Consider the following 25,166-nt stretch of genomic DNA (forward strand, 5'->3'; position numbering starts at 1 on the left):
GAGGAGTGACGGGATATGAACAATGTACGGTTTGCTTCGCTGCAAGAGGTGAAACAGGAGCTTTTGAGGATGTATGAGCAGGATGGAATCAAAACCAGGCAGTGGCCACTATACGAGATGCTTGTTCATTGCGCGCAAACGATCGAATATTCCATGACGGGATATCCGCAGATGAAGCCTAAGATCATTCGTAAAACAATCGGTCGTCTGGTGATCAGCAGATTTCTGAAAAGAGGGCAGATGCAGCATGATTTGACAGCGCATGTGCCCGGCGCGGCCACCATCACGGCGCAAGGAAGCGCCAAAGCGGGAATCGACCGGCTGATCCGGGCTATTGACGATTTTTATGCGTACGAGGGCCAGCTTGCTCCCCATCTTATTTTCGGAGAGCTTAGCAAGGAGGAGTACGATCGTTACTTCGCCATGCATGTTGCGGATCATTTCTCCGAGGTTGAGGTAAGTTTAGCCTGAATTTTCCCCTCGTATTCAGCGAAAACTCCCGTAGAGGACCAGCCTCGCTCGGCCATCAGCGTCTGGTAACGAAGCTTTTTGGCGGACAGCTCGCGCTCCAGCCCTTGGCGGTCGCTATCGCTTTTGCAAGCGGCGATCAAATCGCCTAGCGTGAGCATGTCCTTGCGAAGCTGCATTTCCTCAGGCAGCACGCCGGCATTCTTCAATAACCGATAGCTGACCCGCAGCTCCTCGGGAACGCCTTCCAGCTCGTCAGGCGGAAGCGGCTTGCCTTTGCCGGGCAAATCATCGAATTCCCCGCGGCTTTCCGCTTCCCGTATTCTTTCTTCCGCAATGAGACGAAAAATATCCATTTCCTCATCACTTCCTTGGCTCTATTTTAGCATAGACACCTTCCCAACCATCCATTCTGCCAAGTTCCGAATGTTTCAATCACCCTTTTCGAACTTTTATCCCTGATTAGACCAATATAGGTCAAATACATTAAAACAGTTTATCGAGGGGGAGACGGAGATGAAGAAATGGTTGGTGATGGCAGGTCTATGTTTGATGATGATATCCGTTTTGCTGGTTTCTTGCAGTAGTCCTGGGCAACCGGACATTCCGACTGCGGAGTCCACGCCGCTGGATTACGCAGATTCGGTGGACAGCACTGATTTGGGTGATGAGCTGAATGGGATAGGTTTGCTTGGAGCCAAGCGGCAGGAGGTAGTGGACAAGCTGGGAGCGCCAAATATGACAGGCGATATTGTTATCAATGGCAAAAAGCAGCGAGCAGCTGTAATGGAATATGATGGATTCCATTATTCGTTAAAAAATGATTCCGTGCAATCTTTCGTTATCATGTCGGGGGGAGCCACGGCAAAAGGCATTGTCCCGGGAGACGGCGCCGAGCAGGCAGTTGAAGCCTATGGTTCAAGCTATTATACAAGAACCTTGGGAGACGATAAGTTAATGGGATTTATCGACAAGGAACGTGATATCGTCATGGAGTTTATTCTGCGCGATGATCAAATTGCACTCATTATTGTATCCCTCTTGTCCTCCTATCGTTAGCGCTATGGATAGAACCAAAGGAAAATGGTTTATTCGAGTGTGCCTGTTGTGCTTTGCAATGGAAACAGTACTGCGCGTCTTTATAGGGACTGCGAACGGTACGGAGGCAATCGCGGCGAGCGGGTTGTATGGCGCCAACATTGTGGACGAACAACGGCTTGATTCAATAGCGGAGAAGGGAATGAAAGATTTGCGCATTCCCGGGCTTGCTGTCGGGATTGTTATGGAGGGGGAAGTCGTCTTTCTTAAAGGCTACGGCCAAGCCGACGAGGAAGGCAGGCCGGTTACTCCACAGACGCCATTTATCATTGGATCCATAAGCAAGTCGTTTACGGCATTAGCCATTTTGCAGCTTGAGGAGCAAGGTAAACTGGAGCTCGACAATGGGGTCCAGTTTTATTTGCCTTGGTTCAAGCTCCATGAAAAGGATAGAAGCCGTCCCGTCAGCATACGGGATCTGTTGAGGCAATCCAGCGGAATCTCGACATATGACGGCAGAGCGCTGCTGGTGGCAGGGGCGGGGAGTTCACCGGCGGAGGCACTTCGCGCATATGGCGGCATGAAGCATTCCGGTTATGCAGATGGAAAATTTCACTACTCAAATGCCAACTACATTTTACTGGGTGCCATCATCGAGCAGGTAACTGGAGATTCTTATTCGAATTACATAGAACAATCTATTTTCGGACCGCTGCAGATGAACAATAGCTATGCTGACCCGGACGATGCAGAAGAAAACGGCTTGGCGAGCGGCTATCAATCCATTTTCGGGAAGCTTGCAGCTGTGAGGCATCCAATCAGGGCGGCTAACGTGCCTGCTGGATATTTGGCTGCTTCCGCGGAAGATATGACGCATTATATCCTTGCTCAAATGAGCGGGGGCCGTTTCCGTGAAGCTCAACTCTTGTCTCAGGACAAGATGCAGTCCATGCATGCCGTAGAGGGCGGTTATCCTTACGGGTTGGGCTGGTTTGTGAATTCTTATGCCATATCTCATGGCGGTGATGCCGAAAACTACCATGGGGATGTATTCATGCGACCCGACCAGGTTTCAGGAATCGTTGTATTGATGAATACAAACAATGTTTTGAATACTAAAGTATACGGCGGCAAGTACGAAGAACTTGCTTTTCAATTGTTCCTTGCAGCGACTGGAGGAAAGAATCCGGTAGGAGTTGCCCTTTCAGCGACTGACGGGCATATTGAAGAGTTTATGAACATTGTCTCCGCCGTTTTGGTTCTCTGGTGTCTGCTGTCAATTCTTTGTCTATTCCGTAAACGAAGAATATTTGCCGGAAAAAGGGCGTTTCTTCAGTTGTTTGCTTTGGTTGTCTTTATGTTCTATATGGCTGGGCCCCTTATATTCTTATTCTGGTTTCCGTCCCTTGTATCGGCACCATGGCCGCTAATCCTGTTATTCATGCCAGGGTGGGGGCATGTATTGTTCATTACGCCGGTTATGTTGGCGATTATTGGCTTGATCGAAGAATTCATTCTAGTTCTGGGCGTAATAAGGAGGGCAAGATGGAGGAGCGTGAGCTAAAAAGCTGGCTGCAGAAAATGGCTGCCGGTGATCGAGATGCTTTTCGGGAGGTTTACGCCCGCATTCATCTTCACGTATACCGAACCGTATATTTTTTTATCAATGACAAAAATGAAGTAGAGGATGTCGTGAATGAGGTCTATGCCGCCCTATTCAAGGCACTTCCGGGCTACGATGTGGACAAGCCGTTTAAAGCCTGGCTCAACGGCATTATTATTCGCCAGACGAGCAACTGGAAACGCCGGTTGTGGAGGGGCATGAAGCTCAGTATCAAAAACCGGATGTTCTTTTCGTCAGAAACGCAGCCTCGTTTTTTACCCGAGGAAGGATTGTTTCGCGAGGAAAGCCAGCAGGAGATATTGGCTTTTGTCGACCGGCTATCGAACAAACTCAGGGAGGTCATTGTGCTTCGCTATTACCATGAAAGCTCCTTCGAGGAAATCGCAGCACTGCTGCGGATACCTGTCGGGACAGTCAAGTCGCGCCATCATGCCGCAATTCGCAAGCTAAGGCGATTGATGGATAACTCTGTTTTTGAAAGGGGGAGTTCTGTTCATGTTCAATAGCGATCAATTATCGGAGCATTATAAGGCGAAGGCATCCCAAGTTCAACCGCCCGCAGGGCATGAAAGGCGTGTTCAGCAATTATTCGAACGAAACCTTGCGAGTCCGGAATCAAAAGGCAAGCCGAGACGTCCCGTGTTTGCTGTGCTCGCCGCCATGGCTGTAATCATCGTCGTTTTATCGGGCTTTACGGGCTACTATTTCTTGAAAATCAACGATCAGCGGGTGAGTATCCAATATAAGCAGCGATTGTCTGCTGGCTTTGATGTCGGGATGGCAGCCGGAATCTACGATAAGGTGGCAGAAGTAAGAAGCAAATTAAATCCGGGTGAGTCAGCCGTCTTATATGTGCCTAGTTTGGCAGAAAAGTTTCCTCGTCATGAGTTGCTTGCCTTGCTGTCCGTATCTCGGCCGCTCACGACACCTGACTTTGAGGAGTGGCACGATACGCTGAAGAGTCGGCTAGGACACGACGGTTTGGCTCCCGCCGTATTGGATAACTGGACATTTGAATACGGACAACAGGAGCAGCCTTATGGAGGAGCGATAGGAAATAATGAGGTGGAATTACTAAAAGACCTGCAACAGGAATCACTTCTATCGGAGGGTGCCCCTGCCTGGATGAAGGTTCAGAGAAATAGCGACTCAACGAATGTATTTACGGCATTTTATCGTAATGAACACCAGGCAGAGCTCTATATTACTATGACCATTTTCGAGGAAAAAATGGATGTTGTGATGATTTCCAGCCTGTCGGAAGCAGAGGAGCTTGATCTGCAAGGAATCAATGCCCACTACTTACGGACGGAGCCGTTTATGCTGTCTTCATCCAATCAAATGCAAGCGGTGGAGTGGCTGCAGAGCTACGATGATTATACGCTCGTGTATGGTGTTGGCAGCACATCGCCCGAAATGACAAAAGAAGAGCTGATTAGCGTCGTTGCAGAGCTGGTGGGGCAATAGCCCGTCTAACATGTCCACTGAGAGGCTGGAACCATGCAAGATGCCGGGGCTTCGTCCGAGTCGGGGCAATGACTTTATCTGCCCCATCTCTCCCGGTATTTCTTGGGTGTCATGCCGGTTCTTTTTTTGAAGACAGAAATAAAGTAGCTGTGGGAATGGAAAGACAAATCGTGGCTGATCCGGCTGCTGGCATATCGGGAATAGAGGAGGAGCCTTTTGGCCTCCTCTATTCGTTTTTCTTCGATATAGGAGGTGACCGTCTGGCCTGTTTCTTTGCGAAAAAGGGCAGATAGATATTTTGGCGTCAAACGAGTTTGCGCGGATAATGCCTCCAGCGTAATCTTGCCATGGAGATTGGCGGCGATATAGTCAAGGCAGCTAAGCACGGACCCGGAATACGGCGCTTTCCGGCCTGCTTTGATTCTGGACACATGCTCCGTAAAATCAACAGCCATTTTTTCGTTTAATCGGCCCAGCTCTTGTTGAGAGCCGCATTTCTCCATCTGCTTGATATAGGCGTCGCTTAGCGTAAAGGCGGTTTCTTCATCCAGCCCTCCTTCGATTGCATAACGCGTAACCAGCGTTGTATTGGCAATGCAGCCATAAAGAAACTGGCGAAGGGGATGGTTCGACATGCTGCCGTATTGTGTAGGCGGGAACGCTTTGTAGGTAGACTCCAATTGCGGGACGTTGCCCTCGCGGACGCAATTCAGCACGGCTACCTCGTGACTGTATGGGGTATGGACCAGCGCAGCCTCTCTTTTTTCAAAAAGCGCATTCGTAAAAGGACGCTCCATACCGTCGCCAAGAAAGCTTTCCCGCCGTTCAAAATAGTCGAACGTTTGCTGAAGCTCCTCCAGCCAATGACTGTTTTTGTTGAGCAGCAGCAGCAAAATCCGGGCGCAGGAACGCAAGGACGACCAGGAAACGACCGGAGGACGCGGGGTTGGATGATCAAACCTGTGACCCTCTTGCCCCAAAGGTTGTCGAAAAGCATGTTCATAGGAAAGCGAACCGCTCTCTCCCGCAGCCGGGAGACGATTGGCGAGTTGCACGGGCCCTCCCACGGCATAAAAGGGCATGCGACGGCGTTCGAAGACGATGACAAAGCACAGAGCATCCCCGGAGCCCACCAGCTCGAAGCCGGAATGGGCCATGCTTGCTACTGCATCTGCCAGCAGCGCGTTCCATCGTTCCGGGAGAGAAGCAGGAGCTTCCGTCCAGATGCGCAGCTTGCGCTCAAAGCGGCCATTAAACAGCGACAGCGGGATTCCGCTATAGTGGTGTAACTCCTGCATCAAGCATGCTTCATGGCTTGTCAGACACATAAGCTACCTCTCCTCCGGGTTTCTTCTGCGGTATCTGGAAATCGGGATAGAAAAAGCGAAATAGCAATAGTTTGCTCCCGGCCCTCTCTTTATAATGAAGCCAAGTAATCCGGCATATGCTGCTGCGTCGTGGTGAAGACAAACGGGGAGGGCATGTAATGAGTCAACGGTTATTGGTGCGTGAAAAGATTGCGTTTGGCCTGGGAGATACGGGCAATAACATTGCTTACGGCGCCACGACAATCCAGTCGTTTTTTTGCCGAACAAAGAGCTGAGGCAGTTTGTCAAAGTGTCCTTGAAGCCCGGGGAATCCAAAAGAGTGACGGCAGCTCTGGATACCGAAACGTTCTGCTATTACAATACGCTCATTGGCGACTGGCATGCGGCTAGCGGTACTTATGACATTCTGGTGGGTCCATCCTCAGTGAGCTGCCCGCTGCACACAAGCCTGGAGCTTGTTGGCCCGCATCGTCCCCAGCCTGATTTGCGGGCGGCAGCGCCGGGTTATTACGATCTGGCCGCGGGGCCATTCGTCATCAGGCGAAGCGAATTTGAAGCGTTATACGGAGAAGCGCTGCCTGAGCACGACGGTGCCATTTCACGTCCGTACACGGCCTGCCACACGCTGGAGGATGTCGGCCATACCTGGATTGGGCGTATTATTCTGATGTATGCGGACCGCCTGGCGTCACAAGTGACGAAATCGCAGGAGGACCAGAAGGGGATGATCCTATCCATGATGCGGGAAATGCCTTTTTACGCTATGGTCGCCTCCGGCGACGGAATGTTGACTGAGCAGAAAATGGAAGGGCTGTTGGATTTGCTTAACGGAAACTACGCCCGAGGCATTCGGAAGCTGATCTTTCCCAAACGTTAAGTAAATAGAGGCAACGGAGAACGGGAGTAGTCGGGAAATACCGGCAACAGCTAAAAAGCTGCTCCCGTTTTTACGTATAGAGATACTTACTTAGATCCTTTGTAAGTTTTCAGTAATAGCGACCATATATATTAAGTATAGGTTAGATTTCCTGACGCGATATAAATATCGGAAGGAACTTTCCCGTGGTGGGCCACTGAAGGGGATGAAAAAAGGGAGGAGCTCTATGTCAATCCATGATAAATCCATCGAGGAGACATCAATCAACGATACAAAAGCCGCTATTAATCTGTTTGCTGTATTGAGAAATCTGGAGGAGCTATGCCGGCTGGACAAAACATCTCGCGAACTGCTCGGCTCCAAGCGGCAGTCGGTTAACTTTAAAGTGCGGAACGGCCCGTCGGCCACGCTGGTTTTTGCGGATGGCGTGTGCACGATGAGGGAGGATGAGGCGCCGGGCGACATCAAGCTGTATTTCCGCTCCGGTCAACATTTTAACGACATGATCGACGGCAAAGGAAACCCCATCCCCCTGAAGGGCTTTATGAAGCTTGGTTTCCTGACAAAGACGTTTACGGAATTGTCCAGAAGGCTGGAGTATTACTTGAAGCCGACGCCAACTCTGCTGCTGGATCGGGATTACTTCCGCGTGCATACGGAGCTGCTGCTGAATACGGCGGCTTATGCGGTCGCCTGCATCGGGAACAACGACAAGGTGGGCAAGGCGATAGCCGGGCGTATTCCGGATGGAATAATCGCAATCTCCATTGAAGAAAGCGGGCAGCGGGTTTTTCTGCGGGCGAAGCAGGGGCGGCTAACAGCAATGAAAAGCAGTGATGCTTCTCCAAGCGCCTTCATGATTTTTGACAGCATTCAATCGGCGAACGATGCTTTGAGCGAGCGGGTTGACGTGCATGAGCTGATTGTTCGGGAGAAGCTTCAGCTGAAAGGGCTGCTGCCTATGGTGCAGAACATGAGCGACCTATTGGCCAAGGTGCCGCAATTTCTATAAATCCATAAGTGAAGGGGGAATAACCTGTGAAAACCTACTCGTATGACAAAAGCCGCGAGCTTCTGGAAAGGGCGCTGAAGGTGATCCCATCGGGCGTGTATGGCCACCTTGGCCCCGTTGAGGGGAGCATGCTCCCGCCCAGCGCATTTCCGTTCTACGCCAGCCGCGCCGAAGGAGCCTATTTCTGGGATGTCGACGGCAACCGTTTTATCGACTATATGTGCGCATACGGTCCCAATATATTGGGATACAACGACGAAGACGTCGAGCAGGCGGCGAATGAGCAGGCCAGGCTGGGCAACTGCCTGACGCTGCCCTCCGCCAAAATGGTCCAGTTCGCCGAGCTGCTGGTGGATACGGTACATGCGGCGGATTGGGCGTTTTTTGCCAAAAACGGCGGCGATGTCACGAGTTTTGCCCTCATGATCGCAAGAGCCGAAACGGGTAGGAAAAAGGCCATTTTCGTCAAAAGGGATTATCATGGCGTATCGCCTTGGGCAAAGCTGATCGGCAATGCGGGCGTTACGGAGGAGGAGGTAACGCACAATCTCTATGTGGACTGGAATAACATACAGCAGCTGGAGGATTTAATCCATCAATATCCCGGGCAGATTGCATGCCTGATGGCTTGTCCTTATTCCCACGGCAACTTCTTCGATAACGAATTGCCGGCTCCGGGATATTGGGAAAAAGTCAGGGAGCTCTGCACCAAACACGGCATCGTTCTGGCGATCGACGACGTGCGCTGCGGCTTCCGGCTGGATTTGGCCGGGTCGGACCATTACTACGGCTTCAAGGCGGATTTGATCTGTTTTTGCAAGGCGCTTGCCAACGGTCATAACGTATCCGCTATTTGCGGCGTTGATTCCTTAAAAAGCGCAGCATCCTCGGTATTTTATACGGGGAGCTACTGGTACTCCTCGGTTCCTTTTGCCGCAGGGATAGCCACCATACAAAAGCTGAAAGAGATTGATGCGCCGGCCCGCTTGCTCGAGATCGGAAAAAAGCTGACGGACGGCCTTGTTGGTGTAGCCAGGAGCCATGGCTTTACGCTGAATATTAGCGGGGAGCTTCCTCTCTGGTATATGAGGATTGCCGATGATGAAAGCCAGGTTCTCCATCAAGCCTGGATTGCGGCATGTGTGCAGCGCGGCGTTTTCTTTACGAACCATCATAACCATTTTATCAATACGGCATTAAGCGAAGAGGACATCTCCTACACGTTGGATGTGGCGGATGACGCTTTTAAATCGGTGAAGGGATTATTCCCTCAGTATGTCAATATATAAGTTGAGCAATTGAAACGAGCGGTAGGCCAGATTGTGAATGGTTCTGGAGAAAAGCATAGGCTTACTAGAACTGTTTATTAGGAAGGAGGCGCAGAATGAGAAAAACGGTTTTGATCACGGGCGCGTCATCGGGAATCGGGAAAGCCGCGGCGGACTATTTTTTTCGCAAGGGCTGGAATGTGGCCGCTACGATGCGAAGTCCCGACGCTGCAGAGAAGGAGAAGTCCGGTCGTATTCGCTATTACCGACTGGATGTGACCGACAGGGACAGTATAGCGTCAGCGCTTCAGCAGAGTCTTCATGATTTTGGCGGGATCGACGTTGTGGTCAACAATGCAGGATACGGCGCGATCGGTTTGTTTGAAGCCGCCTCGGAGGAGAGCATCCGACGGCAATTTGAAGCCAATCTGTTTGGATTGATGAGCGTAACCTCGGAGATTTTGCCCATTTTCCGCGCGCAAAAAAGAGGAATCATTATTAACATATCGTCGATGGGCGGCAAGGTTACCTTTCCGCTCTATAGCCTGTACCATGCCTCGAAGTTTGCAGTGGAGGGTTTTTCGGAATCGCTGCATTACGAGCTTCGCCCTGTTGGCGTCAAGGTTAAGCTGATCCAGCCCGGCATTATCAAAACCGATTTTAACACCCGCTCGCTTGATTTTTTCAATGATCGCCGTCTTGAGGGTTATCAGGATTATGTTGGCAAGGTAATGAGCAATATAGAAAAAAGCTACAAGGGCGGGGTAAGTCCCGAAATTGTGGCCGGAACGATATACAAAGCCGCGACCGACGGCTCCGGCCGTTTGCGTTATGTCACCGGGAAACCTGCCGGATGGCTGCTTCCGCTTCGCAAGCTGCTGCCCGATAGTTTGTTTTTTGCTCTTGTTCGCGGGAATATCGAAAACAAATAGGAGAGTGTTGGTCATGATCATCGGCGTGCCCAAAGAAATTAAAAACAATGAATTCCGGGTCGGGATGACGCCGGCCTCCGCTCATGCTTATAGTGTCCATGGACATGAGGTCTGGATTGAGACCGGAGCGGGCGAAGGCAGCGGCTTTACTGATGAACAATACATCGATGCCGGCGCGGTCATCGTACAGGATGCGGCAAAGGCCTGGTCGGCGGAAATGGTCGTTAAAGTAAAGGAGCCTCTGCCAGAGGAATATGGCTATTTTCACGAAGGCTTGATTCTGTTTACGTATCTTCATCTGGCGCCAGAGCTTGAGCTGACGAAGGCGCTGCTTCAGCGCCGCGTATCCGCCGTTGCCTATGAAACGATTCAGTTGGATAACAAGTCGCTCCCTCTGCTGATGCCGATGAGCGAGGTGGCGGGCAGAATGTCGATACAGATCGGGGCTCATTTTCTGGAGAAATCCGCAGGCGGAAAAGGCGTTTTGTTAAGCGGCGTACCTGGCGTCAGGCCGGCGAAGGTTGCCATTGTAGGAGGCGGAATCGTAGGAACCAATGCCGCCAGAATGGCGATGGGGGCGGGAGCGGACGTCACGCTGCTGGATATTAGCGCGGATCGGTTGCGGGAGCTGGACGATCAGTTCGGAGGCAGGCTGAAGACATTGGCGAGCAATCCCCATAATTTGGCCCAGGCCGTCAGAGAGGCTGACCTGCTTGTTGGCGCGGTGCTTGTGCCTGGGGCGCGTGCGCCTCGTATCGTGACGGCCGATATGGTTAAGGAGATGGGACCGGGTTCCGTTATTGTGGACGTGGCGATTGATCAAGGCGGCTCCATTGAAACAATCGACCGCATTACCACTCATGCCAATCCTACCTATGAGCGATTCGGCATCATCCACTACTCGGTAGCCAATATGCCGGGAGCGGTTCCCCATACCTCTACGCTTGCCTTAACCAATGTAACGACGCCTTACGGACTGATTCTTGCCGATCTTGGCTTGAAAAGGGCCGTTTTGGGCAATTCCGCCCTGTCCCGAGGTCTGAACGTGGCGGGAGGCCATGTGACTTGCCCGGCCATTGCCGAAGCGCACGGCTATCAGGCCGTCGCGGTGGCGGATGCCATATAAGCCGCTTAGGCCCCAGACAAATTACAAGCCGAGCGGTTTTTCAAGCCCAATCAACAAAACCATGGGTAATGAATAGTGAAGCCAAGAGAACTCTGGATGGTCAAGGGTTCTTTTGGTATTTTACCGCATAGCGATAGCTGGCAGCCCCCTTTCTTTGCTATCCTAAAAGAAAAGAATGGAATCGGAAGCACATTGGGAGGTGCTGAAGATGAATGAACCGGGATTGGAAAAAGCAATGGACACGCTGCAATACTTGAGCCAGGATTCGGAAGCTCGCCGTTTGTATGAAGCTAGGCAGAAGTACCTTCATGACGAGGCTTCCATGCTGGAGGGGGCAAAGCAGGCAGGATTGAAGGCAGGTATGCAAGCAGGTATGCAAGCAGGTATGCAAGCAGGTATGCAAGAGGGTAAACAGGCTGGTATTAAGGAAGTCGTCCGTAACATGCTCTCGCTGAATATCGATGTTGGCACGATAGCCAAAGCGACGGGATTGACGGAGCAGGAAATTATTTTGTTGCAAAAATAGGATGAAAGGAGCTTCCGACGGCAAGCTCCTTTGTTTTTTCACCGGTTAGACATGACTGATTGGCGGCTCTCGGGTGAAATTGTTGTCCCTCTATGCTACAATATTGGAATTGCAAGGATGTTCGCTCAGGGAGGCTTTTGATCACGTATGCTTATTATTGGGATTGCCGGGGGAACCGGCTCCGGCAAGACAACGGTTGCCCGTTCCGTTATTGAACGGCTGGGCTCCGACAAGGTAACGTTTATTTCGCAGGATAATTATTATAAAGACAACGTTCATCTAACGTTTCAAGAGCGGGAAGCCATTAATTATGATCATCCGCTGGCATTCGACAATGATCTGCTGATCCAGCATTTGAATCAGCTCAAGGATTACCAGACGGCTTACGCTCCGGTATACGATTTTACGAAGCATGAGCGGTTTTCTGACCGCACGGTAGAGCTTGCGCCTAACAATATCATCATTATCGAGGGGCTGCACGTCCTATCCGATGAGAAGCTTCGCGAGCATTTAAATATCAAAGTATTTGTGGACACCGATCCCGATGTGCGCATCCTGCGCCGAGTGCTTCGCGACATCGAGGAGCGCGGACGGACGATCCGTTCCATTCATACGCAATACCTGACTACCGTTAAACCGATGCATGAGGCCTTTATTGAGCCGTCAAAAAAATATGCCGATCTGATTATCCCCGAGGGTGGCCAGAACGAGGTCGGAATCGAGCTGTTGTCGGTGCTGACTGCAAAGTATTTGACCGGGGAGCAGCAGTGGACGCGTAACGGAAGGTGATTTATTGAGCCATAGAAACGAAAAACCGGAAGAAACCCGTGAGCGTATGAGGCAGCAGGAGCTGCGCAACAACCCAATGGGAGCCTTTGGCGATGGAGTCAATCGCGCTAGTCACGGAAGTTTGACTGATCTGGTCGGCGGCTTGGGCTGGAAAGGAACCGGTATTTTAGTTTTGCTGCTTGTTTTGGGCTTTATTGGCTACAGGTTGTTTGTTTGAATAACCTAAATTCCCGTACTAAAAAGCCGAGCGCCTTGCTGTGCGGGTGTATAAGAAGGGGCTGTCCAAAAAGCCGATCCGCGTATCTGATTCAATTAAAAACGCTAATGGACATCCGTGTCCGTTAGCGCTTATTTTTTAGCTTTTTGCGTTTGTAACGGACATTGATGTCCATTACAGTGAAAATTATCCAATAATTACCCATTTTGGGGCTCTAACGGACAAGGATGTCCGTTAGAATTTCAAAATCTGCGTTTTACGCGTCTAACGGACTTCCGTGTCCGTTAGAGCGTTTGACTTTTTGGACAGCCCCTTTTTGCGTAGATATCTACTAAAGCGATGTCGCTGTATTATTGTGGAATCGGTATCCATCAACACGATATCGCTGATTTATTTTCGTGCCAGCATCGAACGAATATTTGTTCGCGTTTTATTTTCGTATCGCCATCCTCACCGAAAATCGACGGTTACTCGTACCACCAGCGCGGAAGCGCGTCCTTCTCTTGCTCCAGCAGCTCTCTGATGATTCCGTCAGCATCCCCGATGGAGTTGACGAGCGGGTCCGTCAGCATCGCTCTCCGCAGCTTTGCAAAGCTGCGCTCCGCTACTGCCTCGGCCGTCAGCTCATGCGTATCCAGAATCAGCTCGCTCATTCCTCTCAGGCCTCTGGGCATATCGCCGACCGGGTGGGGTCTAATCCCGTCTAGACTGGTGTCGCAGCAAAGCTCCAGAAACGCGTCCCGCTGCATGTTGCCGACCGCGCCTTCATTAAACGTGTTGATGTAAAAGGGTTTGCCCAGATTGCCCACCATATTTTCGATGACATCGGTTGCGTGATCAGGCTGGAAGGTCGACATATAGCTTTCGATCGGAAGCTTTCCGCCAAGAAAATCATCAACCTGCTCCCACATTTCCTCATGCCTCTTGTAACGGTCTTCCGTTTCCCAGATGGACAGCGGAGGCAGCTCCTCGTGCGCAGTGCCATGACCCTGCCAGAAACGGACATATTCTTTGGTGTGGGCGGTGCAGGTGGGGATGCGGCCAAAAATCGAATACAGCTCGTAGCTGATCGTGTGATTATACAGCGCTTTGGCTCCGGTATCTCCGCCCAGCGTTTCCTTCTCGGCTTTGGCATCCGTGCGCAGCGACTCTGCGATGATTGGCGACATATCCTTGCCTTCATATTCCGCCTTTAGCAGCCACGTAAAATGATTGACTCCCGCAATCCGAAAATCAAACCTTTGCGATAACTCGGAGGTCAAATCCTCCGGTTTTTGTACGATGCCCGCACGAACCGCATATCGCTGCTTAATGTGCGGCAAATGCTGGCTGTCGCAAAGAGCAAAGCTTTTTAAACCGGGGGCATATCGCTTCATTCCGATTCCGTGTACGGCGGAAGGGTTAATGTAATTGATAACCCAGGCGTCAGGGCATAAAGCTTCGATATCCTTGGCGCATTCCAGAATGACCGGGAAGTCGCGCATGGCTCTGAAGATGCCGCCTGGCCCGATCGTATCGCCGGAGCACATGCGAATGCCGTATTTCTGGGATACGGCACAATCAATCCCGCGGTATTTGACGGTATCTTGGGCAAAACTGAGAATAACGAAGTCGGCTCCTTTGAGAACGTCCTTCCTGTTCGTGGAACCTTCGATTTTCAACTCGACATGGTTGGCTTGTACCACCATTTCGGCCAGGGCCACCATCTTCTTCAGCCGCTCTTCATTCGTGTCTACAAATGATAAGGTCCCTTTATTCAAATACGGCGAATGCACCATCTGCCAGATCGCTTGGCGTCCAAAAAACAAGCTGCCTGCACCGATAACAACAACTTTAGGCCGGGAAATACGGTCATTTGTCACGGATAAACCTCCTTTAACTCGATACCTTCATCCTACCATTCTGTCAAAAAACAAGAATGGAAAGCGGTACCAAAAACATGTCAAAAAGTAAGGTTAAGTCCCGTGCCGTGTTTTATATAAATTTTGAAGGGGAAACGTTGTACCATTTTTTAAACGCTTTGGAGAAGGTGAAGGCATCCGGATAACCTAAATGATCTGCAATCTGCTTGACGGAAAACTCCCGAAGATAAAGCAAATCCCGGGCTTTGTTCATTTTCAGCTGATGCACGTATTGTCCCGGCGTAATTCCGATCGCTTTTTTGAAAAAGGATATAAAATATTTCTCCGACATCCCAGCCGCGTCGGCCATTTCCTGAATTTTCAAGGACCTGTGGGTATTTTGATGAATAAATGCAAAGACGGGCTGCAGAGAAGAGAGCTGCGATAAGGAAGACGCGGCGGGCGCGCGCTGGAACTCTCCCCTATAGCCCTGCGTCTCGTAAGCTTGAAGAATTTGCGCCAGCAATGACAGCAGCGCCCCCTTAAGTCGCAGCGCCGACATTGGCTCTGATGCTTTGTAAGCTTCGTAAGACAGGCGAAAGCTGCGGCCTTCTTCTGTTACCATTTGTCCCGGAACGATGCCGGCCAGCCGGTAGTCCTTTAAAATTTGAAATTGATTGCCCACGCCAAAATCAAAGTGGATAAAAACAAACCGGCAGCCTTCCTCCGATGTAGACGCTATGTAAGGCATATCGGGATAGAAAAAGACGATGTCTCCCGGTGTTGCCGAATAATGTGACTGATTGACATGGAGATTCACTTTTCCCGATAACACGTACCAGAGATCATAATCCGCATGGGCTTTGGATTCGCTCCATTTGCCGTCATGAAATTCATCATGGCAGGACCGTATCCGAACGGAGATGTGTTCAGATAGCTCATTAAAGAGGGATAAACCGTTCATGCCTGACAAGACCTCCCTTTGGCGTTTAGTCTATGAATCTATTATAGCGAAATTAGAGTGGCGGATGCAGGAAACGGCAGGTTGCATTTGCTGTCTTTTGCTTGAGCGGGCATGGATTTGCGGAATCCATTCTCCAGGCTGGCGGGCTTTGCTGTGAACGGTAGTTGGCATTAAATTGGCGAACATGTGTCTTGGTCGAAATTTTCCAGCTTTTAAATAGCAAACAACTATCATATAATAGAGAGTAGTTGATTCACACGGGCTGGTATGAACCGGCAAACGGGTGTGATAAAGTATACAGATTGGAAGCGGGGCACGCTTAGTCCGAGGTTTGACAGTGTTTGATCGGTAGCGCTTACATCCTTGCTTCAAATTCAAAGTGTCAGGACGGTTAACATGATCAACAAACAAACCAAATCAGATGTTATCTTAATTGGTGCCGGAATCATGAGTGCGACATTGGGTTCGCTGTTGAAGGAATTGGCTCCGGACTGGAGTATTACTGTCTATGAAAAGCTTGGAAGCGCCGGAGAGGAAAGCTCCAACGAATGGAACAATGCCGGTACAGGTCATGCTTCCTTGTGCGAGCTTAATTACACTTCCGAAAAGCCGGATGGCTCCGTCGATATTAGCAAGGCCATCAAGGTTAATGAGGAGTACCAGGTGTCCAAGCAGTTTTGGGCTCACTTGGTGAATAGCGGATTAATTAACAATCCGCAGGATTTTATTAAGCCGCTGCCTCATATGAGCTTGATTCAAGGCGAGCAAAATGTGACATTCCTGAAGAAAAGATTTGAAGCGCTTACCGCCAATCCGTTATTCAAGGGCATGGAGTTTTCCGACGATCCCAAAAAACTGGCGGAGTGGATCCCTCTTATCATGAAGGATCGGCCCGTTGGCGCTCCTATGGCAGCCACCCGTATTGAATCTGGAACGGATGTCAATTTTGGCGCGTTGACGCGTATGTTGTTCAATTCCCTGAAACAAAGAAATGTCGATATTCAATTTAAAAGCAGTGTTGACCATATGAAACGCAATTCGGACGGCTCTTGGGAGCTGAAAATCAGGAATACGGAGAGCGGAGCCGTTCATCGGCATACCGCCAAATTCGTATTTGTCGGCGGCGGCGGCGGAAGTCTGCATCTCTTGCAGAAATCCGGCATTCCGGAGGGCAGGGGCATCGGCGGTTTCCCGGTTAGCGGCATTTTTATGGTGTGCCGGAAGCCTGAGATTGTGGAGCTTCATCAAGCCAAGGTATACGGCAAGGCGCCGGTTGGCGCTCCGCCTATGTCTGTTCCGCATCTGGATACCCGTTATATCGATAACAAAAAATTGTTGTTTTTTGGACCTTTTGCCGGCTTCTCGCCAAAGTTCCTGAAGTCAGGCTCGTTGTTTGATCTCATAACCTCCGTTAAACCGGATAATCTGGTTACCATGCTTGCGGCAGGGGCCAAAAACATGTCGCTCACCAAATATTTGATTCAACAGGTGCTGCAATCGAAGGAACAACGCATGGAAGCGCTCAGAGAATTTGTCCCTAACGCCAAAAGCGAGGATTGGGAGTTGGTCGTGGCAGGCCAACGGGTGCAGGTCATCAAAAACACGCCAAACGCCAAAGGCGTTTTACAGTTTGGCACTGAAGTTATCAACGCAGCGGACGGCTCAATCGCCGCTTTGCTCGGAGCTTCTCCGGGCGCATCCACGGCCGTTTCCGTTATGCTTGAAGTGATCGAGAAATGTTTCCCTCAGCATCTGAAGGCTTGGGAACCCAAAATTAAAGAGATGGTGCCTTCCTATGGCATCGCCCTGGCAAAAAATCCAGACCTAATTGAAGGTATTCACGCTTCCACTGCGCAAGCATTGGAGCTGGACAACGAGCTTTTGCTCGTAAAGTAACGTAACGAATGGATGGGGCTTACCGTCTGCGACATGATGTCGCAGGCGGTTTTTTGTTTCCTTATTTGTAATTGTTAAGTTTTGATCCATGATTTTGGGTTTTAAGGTAGCTGTAAATTTGGAAAAAACTATATTTACATTGCTATTAAGGTGACGTATTATTGAATTTTGTATTATAAAAATAAATGTGAGAGAGCGTCGTAGACTCACATAGCGGAAAGGGGCTAAATGAGATTGTTATCGCCACGCACAAACCCATTGTCAGAACGGAAACTCGAGGGTACGTTTGTGGGGCTGCTTATGCTGCTGCGTCCGAAGCAATGTACAAAAAATGCACTGCTTTTTGCAGCGCTGTTGTTCTCTTATGAAGAGGTTAGGGTAGAAACGGTCAGCACTGTCATAGCGGGGTTTATCCTGTTTAGTCTGGTAGCAGGCTGTGTATATATATTAAATGACTACGTGGATCGTGAAAGAGACCGCCAGCATCCCTTGAAAAAAAATCGGCCCATCGCCTCTGGCCAAGTGCAGCCGATAGCCGCATTGTTGTTCGGCATAGGGCTGCTGATATTGTCAACAACTACGGCATTGCTAATGAATCCAATGTTCGGTATATTATGCATCATTTATTTTGTTTTGAATGTATTGTATTCATTTGTGCTTAAGCATCGAGTTATCCTGGATGTAATGACAATTGCAGCTGGCTTTGTGCTAAGAGCTATTGCGGGCGGTGTATTAATTCATGTTCCTTTTACACCATGGTTTCTGATCTGCACAATGTTATTGTCGCTATTCCTTGCCATCGGCAAACGTCGCAACGAGCTGATATTGTTAGAAGGCAATACGGGATCACACCGCAAAGTGCTTGACCACTACTCAGTCACGCTTCTGGATCAGTTCAATGTAATCGTTACGACCGCAACCATTATCAGTTATTCGTTATTTACGTTTACAGCGGGGCGCACCATCCATCTTATGTGGACAATTCCGCTTGTTATCTACGGCATGTTTCGTTATTTATATCTTATTCATATGAAAAACAAGGGCGGCTCGCCGGATCGCATATTATTTGAAGATAAGCCTATTTTGATTACCGTCATTTTATATGTCATCTTAGTCATTACTATTTTTACTATTTTTGAATAATGCTCCGTGAGCGGTTCAAAGGGGATTTCCAATTTGAATAGAACTAAAATGGCTATTTTTGATATTGATAAAACCATTATAAGTATTGATTCCATGTTTGAATTTGTGGGCTATAGTCTAAAGCGTTATCCTGCGCTTTGGTGGAGGCTGCCTGTTATTGCATTACATACTGTCTTATTCAAAGCAGGAATGATGAGTGTTGAACGGGTCAAAGGCTCCTATTTCAAGGGAATCGAGTCTATGACCGAGGATGATCTGGAGCATTTTTTTTATACCAGGCTCAAGAGCGCTATGTTTCTCGAGGCGAGCCTTGAGATGGAAAAGCGGAAGCAAGAGGGTTGTCATGTGCTGCTTGTAACGGCGTCACCTCATGCCTATATGAAATACTTTGAGCAGTTGCCCTGGGTTGATTATGTAATCGGTACTGAATTGGTGAGTCGAGTGGACGGAAATGGCTATACGTGCAAAGTGAAAGGCGTAAATTGCAAAGGGGAAGAGAAGGTGCGACGAATACAGTCCTATCTGAAGGAGCAAGAAATGGTCATTGATTATGATCAATCCTTCTCCTATTCCGATTCCTTGTCTGATTTGCCCGTTATGGAGATGGTCGCACAGCGATATTTTATAAACAAACGTGTAAGGCATTTGTTCCTAATGGAGGAATTGAGGTGGAGGAAATAAAGGATAGGGGAAGGCATGTCGGCAAGCTGCTGATGCTGCTTGCCGCCTTTCTGACGGCTACCGGGCAGTTGTTCTGGAAATTGGGTTTGGATAAATGGGTTTTCCTTGCTATCGGGTTTCTGTGCTATAGCATAGGGGCGCTGCTGATGATCAAGGCGTTTGCGATCGAGAAGCTGTCTGTTGCTTACCCCATAATGTGTGCGAGTTATGTATTCGCGCTTATTTATGGGTATTACTTGCTTGGCGAAGAGATCACATTGCAGAAGCTTGCGGCTGTCCTGTTACTTGGAATCGGGGTGACGTTGACTAGTGTTGAACGATAGCTGGTTGCTTGTGGTGCTTGTAGTGATGACGCTGTTTGGGGCAGTTGGCGGAGCGGGGCTTAAAGCATTTGCCATTAGCCGGAAGCGGCTACATATGCTGTTCGGGCTTGGCTTCTATGGTTTTGGTGCGCTGTTAAACATTTTTCTTTTGAAGTTTCTGCCGCTTACTGTCGTCCTCCCTGCAAATGCTTTAACGTATGTATGGACGCTTTTGATAGCGAAGTGGGTATTTAAAGAGAAGATTGGTCTTTTTCGTTGGACGGGTATTATCTGTATTATAGGCGGACTTTGCTTTTTGGTAGTTTAGAGAGAGCGTTGAAAACAGATAGGATGTGAAACTTCATGGGATTTCTTGATTATGTCTTTAATGAACGCAGTTCAAAACGAGCTGCTGCGGCTTTGTTTGTAGGCTTTGCTCTGTTCTATGGATTGATGAATATGTCATACGTGTCCTATATCGTCGAGGTTGCTCCCAATGTCCAGGCATTCAACCCGTTCAGCGTGAGCGCGTTCCCGCTTAATTTATTCAATTTCGATCCTTCGATGTATTATGGCATGAATAGCTCATCCATCATTCACCCGTTGATTTCCTATCTGACGGCGGCGCTGGGCGGTGCGGCAAAGGCGTTGGGAGGAAACTGGTTTTTTCTGGCGCTACAATCTCTTATAAATGCGGCTTCCGTTGTGTTGGTATACGTGTTCCTGCAACGAAAAACAAAAGAACTTCTGATACCGCTACTTGCTGCAATGCTATTTGGTTTCAGCTCTTATTTGATATTTACGGCCATGATTCCCGATTCCTATCCCTATGCACAGTTTGTGATTCTGCTCTCTGTTGTTTATATGCAATTTTTTCGAGAGAAGGGCAATATGCCATATGTGCTGCCTGCGATGCTTGGAGCGCTCAATTTCGGAGTGACGTCTACGAATATTATCCCTTTTGCGGCCGGTATGTTTTTTAATATGTCAGCTTGGCGAAGCAAAAAGGGTTTGATCAAATTCATCAGTATCATGGCGCTTGCCGTTGGAATAATTGCTGCATTAACGATTATTCAGTATGTGGCATTTGGCGGTCGAAGCTGGGTTAGCAATTGGCTGGTCGGTCTTCAAAATGGAGGAACTAACTATGCGACACCGTTTCAGTTCGCTGTGCACTGGCAGTCGCTAGCGCAGCTGACCATCAATCCAATGTATTCTCCTCGGATTCATTTGCTGGACACGGGCTTAATGGCATTTGTTACAGATTTGTCGGTGCGAAATCCGCTCTTCGTGACTTTGCTAGGGAGCATCGTGCTACTGCTTGCTCTGGCAGGCTTCATCACGGGCATTCGCGATCGGGAGACTTGGACACTGATGCCCTATATTTTATTTGCATTTTTGCTGCATATCGTGGTGGGCTTTGGACTGGCGGTATACAAGTATGATATGTATTTGTACGCAGGCCACTATCTATTTGCCTTTGTTCTGCTTGGAGGCGGATTTATGATTCGCCTTCGCAAAGGCTTGGGCAAAATGCTGCTCACGATTCTGCTTGCTGCGTCCGTCTTTGGAATGGCGGGCAACAATATTTATCGCCACGTTGAAACCTTGTCCATTATTAAGCAGGAGTATGAGCAACTGATTACGTCCGGGCCGAGAGACCATTAGATCAGCGAGTTCCAGCTTTGCTGTACTCAAGTTCCGGATAGAATATCTCTAATTGCAGCTTATTTGAACTCCCATTATGGTAGTAGTAGAAGTTTTGTTTTTCTACTGTTTACTATGATGGGAGCATCGCCCGATGCGCTGGACAAAAGCGTCATGTATTTTTACAGCAATTGAATCCTCCGTAACATCCTCCATAAACCGATATTTTGTTGCTTCATAAATAATCAATGTTGCTCGCTCCTTTAGCCAATATTCACTTATGTAGGGTCTTGAGCAGAGCCATTGCTTTCAGGTAGCGGATATTTAATAGCGTTTTTGAGCATTTTGCTCCGGATTGCGCCCGAAACGTCAATGTTTAGGTCATGGGCCAGCGTCAGCGCGTAGATCAACACGTCGGCTAACTCCTCCCGGATCTCCGTTTGCTTCGTTCGCACAGCCTCTTCGCCTGTTTTCCATTGAAAAAGCTCCAGAAGTTCGCTGGCTTCCAGCGTTAACGACAATGCCAGATCCTTGGGATTGTGATGCGGCCCCCAGTTTCTTTCGTCGCGAAAGGCAATGATTTCATTTATGAGCTGATCCATTATCGTTCTCCTAACAAAATAAATTTGAGTAGTTGTATGTCTATCATATCAATATTTTGGGGGATAAGCTCAATAAAATGCCACTGCGTTTTAACTGCTAATCATCGTGGTCGTAACGAGATTCTACAGACTGCTCCTTTTTGCTGTGAATTATAGTAATGCAGCTTATTTATTTTTATGGGAAAATGATGGAAACTTGTACTAAGGTGCATTTTGCATGATTCTTCGTATAAAAGAGGGGCGTCCAGATGAACCTGACCATTGCGATTTGCGACGATAACAGAACGGAGGCCTCGAAGCTTGAGCAGCTGCTTGAAGTGGTCTTTTCGGCAATGCCAGACATTGCTTTTAACATAGATATATATGAGACCGGAGAAGGGCTTCTCCACGCTCTTGAAACGTGCTCTTACCCTCTATTGTTCCTGGACATGGAAATACCGGGGCGTGACGGAATAGAAGTAGCGGAGATCATTCGGCAATTCGACAAGGATATGCTTATCATCTTTGTGACCAGCCACATCAACTACATGCAAAGAAGCTTTGAAGTGAGGCCGTTCCGTTACCTGCTAAAGCCGGTTGATCTAGCCGGGCTGGAATCGGCGGCGCTCAAAGCGGTAGAGGAGCTATTACAGCGTAATAATTGGCTGGAATTTACGTATAAGCAGACGTCTTGGCAGCTTAAGAGCGACGATATCATGTACGTTACAGTGGAACGGGGCAAAAAGCTGATCATAGCTGCCAAAAGGGATACTTGCATGTATTACGGAAGGCTTGGCGAGTTGGAAGCCAAACTGGCGCCGCACGGATTTTGCCGTATCCATACCGGTTATTTGGTTAACTGGCAGTATGTTCGCGCTGTAGCCAAAGACAAAGTCACTTTGGCAAACGGCATCGTGCTCCCGGTCAGCAGGGCTAGAAGCGGTGAAACGGTAATAAGCTATCACCGTTATTTGGAGAAGAGGTTTTTGAGATAGATGGAAAACGTGATGCATCCGATGGAGCTTTGGCTTCTGCCGATTCTGATTTTGCTTGCCTATGTGCCTCAGGGGTTTGCCTTCTGGCTGTTCTTCAATCATTTTCTGCTTCCCCGTAGGAGCTTGGGAGCTTTGATCGCCGTTCTGTCCCTGTTCTACTTGGCGAAAGCTGTTCTGGCTGCCTATTTAACGCCGCTTTACAGCGTAGGGGTACATTTGGCCGCATACATGGTCATTTCGGTGTTCTTTTTCTGTGGAGGCAAGCTGCAAAAGATATTTTTTGTGCTCTACTACACGGCCGCAACTATAGCCATTGAAATGCTGGCGCTATATGCGGGGAGCGGTTTAATCCGTCTTGGCATCTTGGGCAGAGGCAGGATGGACGCGGGATTGTGGGTGGTTCCGTTTCTTTTGGTGCTAGGGGGTATCATTGCCGTAATCGGCGTGCTTCGTTTATTCAAAATAAACAGTCCGTTTTCATTGCCTGGCAAAGAGTGGGGTATTTTGAGTCTGGTGCCTGGCGGGTCCTTGCTAGTTATACTGGCTGGATTGCCTGGACAAGCCGATTTAAACAATTTGCTGCAAATGAAGCTTCCGGGCGGTTTTATTGCCGGCTGTGCTGCGGTTCTCGTCATTAATGTGGCCGTTATGCTCCTATACCAGAGGCTGATGGCCAGGCTTCAATTGGAGCAAAACAATCTGCTTCTTCAGCGGCAAATCAGGGAGTATGTCCGCAAGCAGGATGAAAACCGGAAAACTGCACATCTTCGGCATGACTTAAACCATATAATGAGCGGCTTAGAGGCTTGGTTAAAAGGCAAACAATGGAGCGGCGACGCCAGGAAGGCGGGAAATGCTGAAGATGCCGAAAATGTCGGAACTACCGGAAATATCCGAAATACCCGAACTACCGGAACTACCGGAGAGGCCGGGATTACCGGAATTAATGGAATTACCGGCACTGCCGGTACTGCCGGATCTTCCACAGCTGCTGCAAGCTACTTGTTGGATCTGATTTCACGGTATAAATCTGACGGTGAGGGGAAGCTTGGTTTGATTTCGACAGGCCAACCCGTCATTGACAGCATCTGCAACGAAAAAATAGAAGAGGCCGCACGCCATGGCATAAAGGTGGGGGTACATGCGGCGATCCCCTCTGACTTGCAGCTGACGCATAAGGAAATCGAGCTGGCTTTAATTCTGGGGAACGCATTGGACAATGCTATTGAAGCCGTGCTGCGTCTTGGCGAGGACGAAAGAGGAGGCGGCGCGGAGCCGCCGATTGTGCTTGAGCTGGTATATCAGGAGGGACTTCTGCTCATCGCTCTGCGCAATGCGGCGAATTCGGTGATTCACGATAAGCGGGGCTCTTATCTATCCAGTAAACGAGCAGGCGAGCAAAGCGGCTTTGGTTTGGATAGCATTCGGTATGGCGTCGAACGATTGCAGGGAAACGTCACTTTCCGGTACGAGGATGGCTCGTTCAAAATGACAGTTGTATTGCCGATTGCTCCCTAATTTCTGCATGTTGCGCCTTCCCGCCGGGGAAGGCGTTTGTTTCTGATAGGCTCTATAAATACAACAAAAGAGTTTTGGCAAGGCTGACCGAAACGTCGGCGTTGAAGGAGGCAAAAAGATGATGTGGGTAAATGTGATCATAAGCGCTGTAGTTCAATTGCTGTTGTTTTCGCTTATTCCGTTTGGATATTGGACTCTGCTGAGGAGGAAGACAAATCCGTCATTTTTTCAATGGATCGGGTTAAGGAAGCCTGAAATCACGCAGAAAAGGAAATTTGCCGCCTGGTTTGTTGGCAGCGCGCTTGTGCTTTGTGGCCCGGGTTTTGTCATGACTGCCTTTGTGCTGGACGGCAGCGACCTGGCCAGTTCGCAATTCTACGGCGCAGGTTTGCCCGCCTTATTTCCCGCTTTAGTTTATTCGTTCCTGCAAACCGGCTTGTCGGAAGAAGTGCTGTTTCGCGGTTTTCTGGGAAAGGGGCTTATCCGCCGCTTCGGCTTTGCATGGGGAAATGGCATTCAGGCCTTTTTGTTTGGTTTGCTTCATGCCGTGATGCTGGCAGGGCCAGCGGGAATAATCAAGGCGTTTGCTGTATTTATACTGACGGCTTTTGCGGGCTGGTGTCTGGGCTTTATGAATGAAAAGCTGAGTGGAGGTTGTATATTGCCCAGTTGGATCCTGCATGGCCTGGTGAATTTGCTCTCCTGCTTCTATATGATGTTTACCTAAAGGGGAATTTGCTCTGTCATGGCAAAAAAAACCGGATTGTAATACTTTCGCCATGTTCGGAGGAAGCGTCCCCTGATAAAGTAGGTTTCAGGGAACGGCGCTAACGGTTCTCATTCAGGCTATTGCCATCCTTCCTTCAATCGACCCTAATCCAATAGGGTGGCAGCTCTCCTGAAGTCACAAGCAGGCTATTGCATTT

Annotated in this window: 27 protein-coding genes; 22 read left to right on the top strand and 5 right to left on the bottom strand. The window is 49.2% G+C overall.

Annotated elements, in window-relative coordinates; genetic code table 11:
• The first annotated feature begins 15 nt into the window (after window positions 1-15).
• Window positions 16-471, top strand: a complete 456-nt coding sequence (locus tag ACX93W_RS13080) for a DUF1569 domain-containing protein (protein WP_459392814.1) — start codon at window positions 16-18, stop codon at window positions 469-471.
• On the opposite strand, the gene ACX93W_RS13085 is transcribed toward ACX93W_RS13080, so the two are convergent.
• Window positions 438-824 (bottom strand): DnaJ family domain-containing protein, encoded by a 387-nt coding sequence (locus tag ACX93W_RS13085; RefSeq protein WP_459392815.1) that lies wholly within the window; start codon window positions 822-824, stop codon window positions 438-440. The two genes, ACX93W_RS13080 and ACX93W_RS13085, sit on opposite strands and share 34 nt — an antisense overlap.
• A 160-nt stretch (window positions 825-984) precedes the next feature.
• Here ACX93W_RS13085 and ACX93W_RS13090 point away from each other — a divergent pair, with 160 nt between their 5' ends.
• From ACX93W_RS13090 to ACX93W_RS13105, 4 genes are read left to right on the top strand one after another with little or no spacing between them, the layout of a single operon-like run.
• On the top strand, window positions 985-1,527 hold the full coding sequence (locus ACX93W_RS13090) for a hypothetical protein (RefSeq protein ID WP_459392816.1): 543 nt from the start codon (window positions 985-987) through the stop codon (window positions 1,525-1,527).
• A 58-nt stretch (window positions 1,528-1,585) separates the two neighbouring features.
• Complete coding sequence (locus ACX93W_RS13095; protein ID WP_459392817.1) at window positions 1,586-3,070, top strand: serine hydrolase domain-containing protein; 1,485 nt, start codon at window positions 1,586-1,588, stop codon at window positions 3,068-3,070.
• Window positions 3,052-3,636 carry a sigma-70 family RNA polymerase sigma factor gene (locus ACX93W_RS13100; RefSeq protein WP_459392818.1) on the top strand — a complete coding sequence of 195 codons (585 nt, stop codon included), beginning with the start codon at window positions 3,052-3,054 and terminating at the stop codon, window positions 3,634-3,636. Before ACX93W_RS13095 ends, ACX93W_RS13100 begins: the two co-directional genes overlap by 19 nt.
• Window positions 3,626-4,597: a hypothetical protein gene (locus tag ACX93W_RS13105; RefSeq protein ID WP_459392819.1), complete on the top strand. Its 972-nt coding sequence runs from the start codon at window positions 3,626-3,628 to the stop codon at window positions 4,595-4,597. The genes ACX93W_RS13100 and ACX93W_RS13105 overlap by 11 nt, the downstream gene beginning before the upstream one ends.
• A 74-nt stretch (window positions 4,598-4,671) precedes the next feature.
• Here the strand turns inward: ACX93W_RS13105 and ACX93W_RS13110 are convergent, their stop codons facing one another.
• Complete coding sequence (locus tag ACX93W_RS13110; RefSeq protein WP_459392820.1) at window positions 4,672-5,925, bottom strand: helix-turn-helix domain-containing protein; 1,254 nt, start codon at window positions 5,923-5,925, stop codon at window positions 4,672-4,674.
• Window positions 5,926-6,214: 289 nt separating this feature from the next.
• On the opposite strand from ACX93W_RS13110, the gene ACX93W_RS13115 reads away from it, so the two are divergent.
• The 8 genes from ACX93W_RS13115 (at window position 6,215) to ACX93W_RS13150 (ending at window position 12,672) form a co-directional block, all read left to right on the top strand.
• Window positions 6,215-6,802 carry a fibronectin type III-like domain-contianing protein gene (locus tag ACX93W_RS13115; protein ID WP_459392821.1) on the top strand — a complete coding sequence of 196 codons (588 nt, stop codon included), beginning with the start codon at window positions 6,215-6,217 and terminating at the stop codon, window positions 6,800-6,802.
• Between the two features lie 226 nt (window positions 6,803-7,028).
• Window positions 7,029-7,814: a hypothetical protein gene (locus ACX93W_RS13120; RefSeq protein ID WP_459392822.1), complete on the top strand. Its 786-nt coding sequence runs from the start codon at window positions 7,029-7,031 to the stop codon at window positions 7,812-7,814.
• Window positions 7,815-7,840: 26 nt separating this feature from the next.
• The gene (locus tag ACX93W_RS13125; protein ID WP_459392823.1) at window positions 7,841-9,103 is read left to right on the top strand and encodes an aminotransferase class III-fold pyridoxal phosphate-dependent enzyme; all 1,263 of its coding nucleotides are present in this window, start codon (window positions 7,841-7,843) and stop codon (window positions 9,101-9,103) included.
• A gap of 95 nt (window positions 9,104-9,198) precedes the next feature.
• On the top strand, window positions 9,199-10,014 hold the full coding sequence (locus ACX93W_RS13130) for an SDR family oxidoreductase (RefSeq protein ID WP_459392824.1): 816 nt from the start codon (window positions 9,199-9,201) through the stop codon (window positions 10,012-10,014).
• Between the two features lie 13 nt (window positions 10,015-10,027).
• Window positions 10,028-11,140: an alanine dehydrogenase gene (gene ald, locus ACX93W_RS13135; protein WP_459392825.1), complete on the top strand. Its 1,113-nt coding sequence runs from the start codon at window positions 10,028-10,030 to the stop codon at window positions 11,138-11,140.
• A gap of 208 nt (window positions 11,141-11,348) precedes the next feature.
• Window positions 11,349-11,666 (top strand): hypothetical protein, encoded by a 318-nt coding sequence (locus tag ACX93W_RS13140; protein WP_459392826.1) that lies wholly within the window; start codon window positions 11,349-11,351, stop codon window positions 11,664-11,666.
• A 147-nt stretch (window positions 11,667-11,813) separates the two neighbouring features.
• Window positions 11,814-12,455 carry a uridine kinase gene (gene udk, locus ACX93W_RS13145; RefSeq protein WP_459392827.1) on the top strand — a complete coding sequence of 214 codons (642 nt, stop codon included), beginning with the start codon at window positions 11,814-11,816 and terminating at the stop codon, window positions 12,453-12,455.
• A gap of 4 nt (window positions 12,456-12,459) precedes the next feature.
• Entirely contained in the window at window positions 12,460-12,672 is a 213-nt protein-coding gene (locus ACX93W_RS13150; protein WP_459392828.1) for a DUF6366 family protein, read from the top strand.
• 467 nt (window positions 12,673-13,139) lie between these two features.
• Here the strand turns inward: ACX93W_RS13150 and ACX93W_RS13155 are convergent, their stop codons facing one another.
• Both ACX93W_RS13155 and ACX93W_RS13160 read right to left on the bottom strand, forming a co-directional pair.
• Window positions 13,140-14,534: a family 4 glycosyl hydrolase gene (locus ACX93W_RS13155; protein WP_459392829.1), complete on the bottom strand. Its 1,395-nt coding sequence runs from the start codon at window positions 14,532-14,534 to the stop codon at window positions 13,140-13,142.
• Between the two features lie 112 nt (window positions 14,535-14,646).
• Window positions 14,647-15,477: a helix-turn-helix transcriptional regulator gene (locus ACX93W_RS13160; RefSeq protein WP_459392830.1), complete on the bottom strand. Its 831-nt coding sequence runs from the start codon at window positions 15,475-15,477 to the stop codon at window positions 14,647-14,649.
• A 372-nt stretch (window positions 15,478-15,849) separates the two neighbouring features.
• Here ACX93W_RS13160 and ACX93W_RS13165 point away from each other — a divergent pair, with 372 nt between their 5' ends.
• The 6 genes from ACX93W_RS13165 (at window position 15,850) to ACX93W_RS13190 (ending at window position 21,167) form a co-directional block, all read left to right on the top strand.
• Window positions 15,850-17,373, top strand: a complete 1,524-nt coding sequence (locus ACX93W_RS13165; protein WP_459392921.1) for a malate:quinone oxidoreductase — start codon at window positions 15,850-15,852, stop codon at window positions 17,371-17,373.
• A 228-nt stretch (window positions 17,374-17,601) separates the two neighbouring features.
• Entirely contained in the window at window positions 17,602-18,516 is a 915-nt protein-coding gene (locus tag ACX93W_RS13170; RefSeq protein ID WP_459392831.1) for a decaprenyl-phosphate phosphoribosyltransferase, read from the top strand.
• Window positions 18,517-18,549: 33 nt separating this feature from the next.
• Entirely contained in the window at window positions 18,550-19,197 is a 648-nt protein-coding gene (locus ACX93W_RS13175) for an HAD family hydrolase (RefSeq protein ID WP_459392832.1), read from the top strand.
• Window positions 19,185-19,520 (top strand): EamA family transporter, encoded by a 336-nt coding sequence (locus ACX93W_RS13180; RefSeq protein ID WP_459392833.1) that lies wholly within the window; start codon window positions 19,185-19,187, stop codon window positions 19,518-19,520. The genes ACX93W_RS13175 and ACX93W_RS13180 overlap by 13 nt, the downstream gene beginning before the upstream one ends.
• A complete protein-coding gene (locus tag ACX93W_RS13185) occupies window positions 19,507-19,827 on the top strand; it encodes an EamA family transporter (protein WP_459392834.1) in 321 nt (106 codons plus the stop codon). The genes ACX93W_RS13180 and ACX93W_RS13185 overlap by 14 nt, the downstream gene beginning before the upstream one ends.
• Window positions 19,828-19,862: 35 nt before the next feature.
• A complete protein-coding gene (locus ACX93W_RS13190) occupies window positions 19,863-21,167 on the top strand; it encodes a DUF6080 domain-containing protein (RefSeq protein WP_459392835.1) in 1,305 nt (434 codons plus the stop codon).
• A gap of 257 nt (window positions 21,168-21,424) precedes the next feature.
• On the opposite strand, the gene ACX93W_RS13195 is transcribed toward ACX93W_RS13190, so the two are convergent.
• Entirely contained in the window at window positions 21,425-21,748 is a 324-nt protein-coding gene (locus ACX93W_RS13195) for a nucleotide pyrophosphohydrolase (protein ID WP_459392836.1), read from the bottom strand.
• Window positions 21,749-21,996: 248 nt separating this feature from the next.
• On the opposite strand from ACX93W_RS13195, the gene ACX93W_RS13200 reads away from it, so the two are divergent.
• The 3 genes from ACX93W_RS13200 to ACX93W_RS13210 all read left to right on the top strand — a co-directional run bounded on the left by ACX93W_RS13200 (window position 21,997) and on the right by ACX93W_RS13210 (window position 24,967).
• Window positions 21,997-22,722: a LytR/AlgR family response regulator transcription factor gene (locus ACX93W_RS13200; protein WP_459392837.1), complete on the top strand. Its 726-nt coding sequence runs from the start codon at window positions 21,997-21,999 to the stop codon at window positions 22,720-22,722.
• The gene (locus ACX93W_RS13205) at window positions 22,723-24,240 is read left to right on the top strand and encodes an ATP-binding protein (protein ID WP_459392838.1); all 1,518 of its coding nucleotides are present in this window, start codon (window positions 22,723-22,725) and stop codon (window positions 24,238-24,240) included.
• Between the two features lie 118 nt (window positions 24,241-24,358).
• Window positions 24,359-24,967, top strand: a complete 609-nt coding sequence (locus ACX93W_RS13210; protein WP_459392839.1) for a CPBP family intramembrane glutamic endopeptidase — start codon at window positions 24,359-24,361, stop codon at window positions 24,965-24,967.
• Window positions 24,968-25,166: the final 199 nt, after the last annotated feature.

It is taken from the genome of Paenibacillus sp. CAU 1782 (assembly GCF_054551715.1).

Bases quoted from the DNA above. Each gene is read 5' to 3' on its own strand.
- ACX93W_RS13080 (WP_459392814.1), top strand. From the start codon at position 16: ATGAACAATGTACGGTTTGCTTCGCTGCAAGAGGTGAAACAGGAGCTT.
- ACX93W_RS13210 (WP_459392839.1), top strand. From the start codon at position 24,359: ATGATGTGGGTAAATGTGATCATAAGCGCTGTAGTTCAATTGCTGTTG.
- ACX93W_RS13195 (WP_459392836.1), bottom strand. From the start codon at position 21,748: ATGGATCAGCTCATAAATGAAATCATTGCCTTTCGCGACGAAAGAAAC.
- ACX93W_RS13200 (WP_459392837.1), top strand. From the start codon at position 21,997: ATGAACCTGACCATTGCGATTTGCGACGATAACAGAACGGAGGCCTCG.
- ACX93W_RS13190 (WP_459392835.1), top strand. From the start codon at position 19,863: ATGGGATTTCTTGATTATGTCTTTAATGAACGCAGTTCAAAACGAGCT.
- ACX93W_RS13160 (WP_459392830.1), bottom strand. From the start codon at position 15,477: ATGAACGGTTTATCCCTCTTTAATGAGCTATCTGAACACATCTCCGTT.
- udk (WP_459392827.1), top strand. From the start codon at position 11,814: ATGCTTATTATTGGGATTGCCGGGGGAACCGGCTCCGGCAAGACAACG.
- ald (WP_459392825.1), top strand. From the start codon at position 10,028: ATGATCATCGGCGTGCCCAAAGAAATTAAAAACAATGAATTCCGGGTC.
- ACX93W_RS13090 (WP_459392816.1), top strand. From the start codon at position 985: ATGAAGAAATGGTTGGTGATGGCAGGTCTATGTTTGATGATGATATCC.
- ACX93W_RS13110 (WP_459392820.1), bottom strand. From the start codon at position 5,925: ATGTGTCTGACAAGCCATGAAGCATGCTTGATGCAGGAGTTACACCAC.
- ACX93W_RS13170 (WP_459392831.1), top strand. From the start codon at position 17,602: ATGAGATTGTTATCGCCACGCACAAACCCATTGTCAGAACGGAAACTC.
- ACX93W_RS13100 (WP_459392818.1), top strand. From the start codon at position 3,052: ATGGAGGAGCGTGAGCTAAAAAGCTGGCTGCAGAAAATGGCTGCCGGT.
- ACX93W_RS13095 (WP_459392817.1), top strand. From the start codon at position 1,586: ATGGAAACAGTACTGCGCGTCTTTATAGGGACTGCGAACGGTACGGAG.
- ACX93W_RS13130 (WP_459392824.1), top strand. From the start codon at position 9,199: ATGAGAAAAACGGTTTTGATCACGGGCGCGTCATCGGGAATCGGGAAA.
- ACX93W_RS13085 (WP_459392815.1), bottom strand. From the start codon at position 824: ATGGATATTTTTCGTCTCATTGCGGAAGAAAGAATACGGGAAGCGGAA.
- ACX93W_RS13120 (WP_459392822.1), top strand. From the start codon at position 7,029: ATGTCAATCCATGATAAATCCATCGAGGAGACATCAATCAACGATACA.
- ACX93W_RS13105 (WP_459392819.1), top strand. From the start codon at position 3,626: ATGTTCAATAGCGATCAATTATCGGAGCATTATAAGGCGAAGGCATCC.
- ACX93W_RS13205 (WP_459392838.1), top strand. From the start codon at position 22,723: ATGGAAAACGTGATGCATCCGATGGAGCTTTGGCTTCTGCCGATTCTG.
- ACX93W_RS13140 (WP_459392826.1), top strand. From the start codon at position 11,349: ATGAATGAACCGGGATTGGAAAAAGCAATGGACACGCTGCAATACTTG.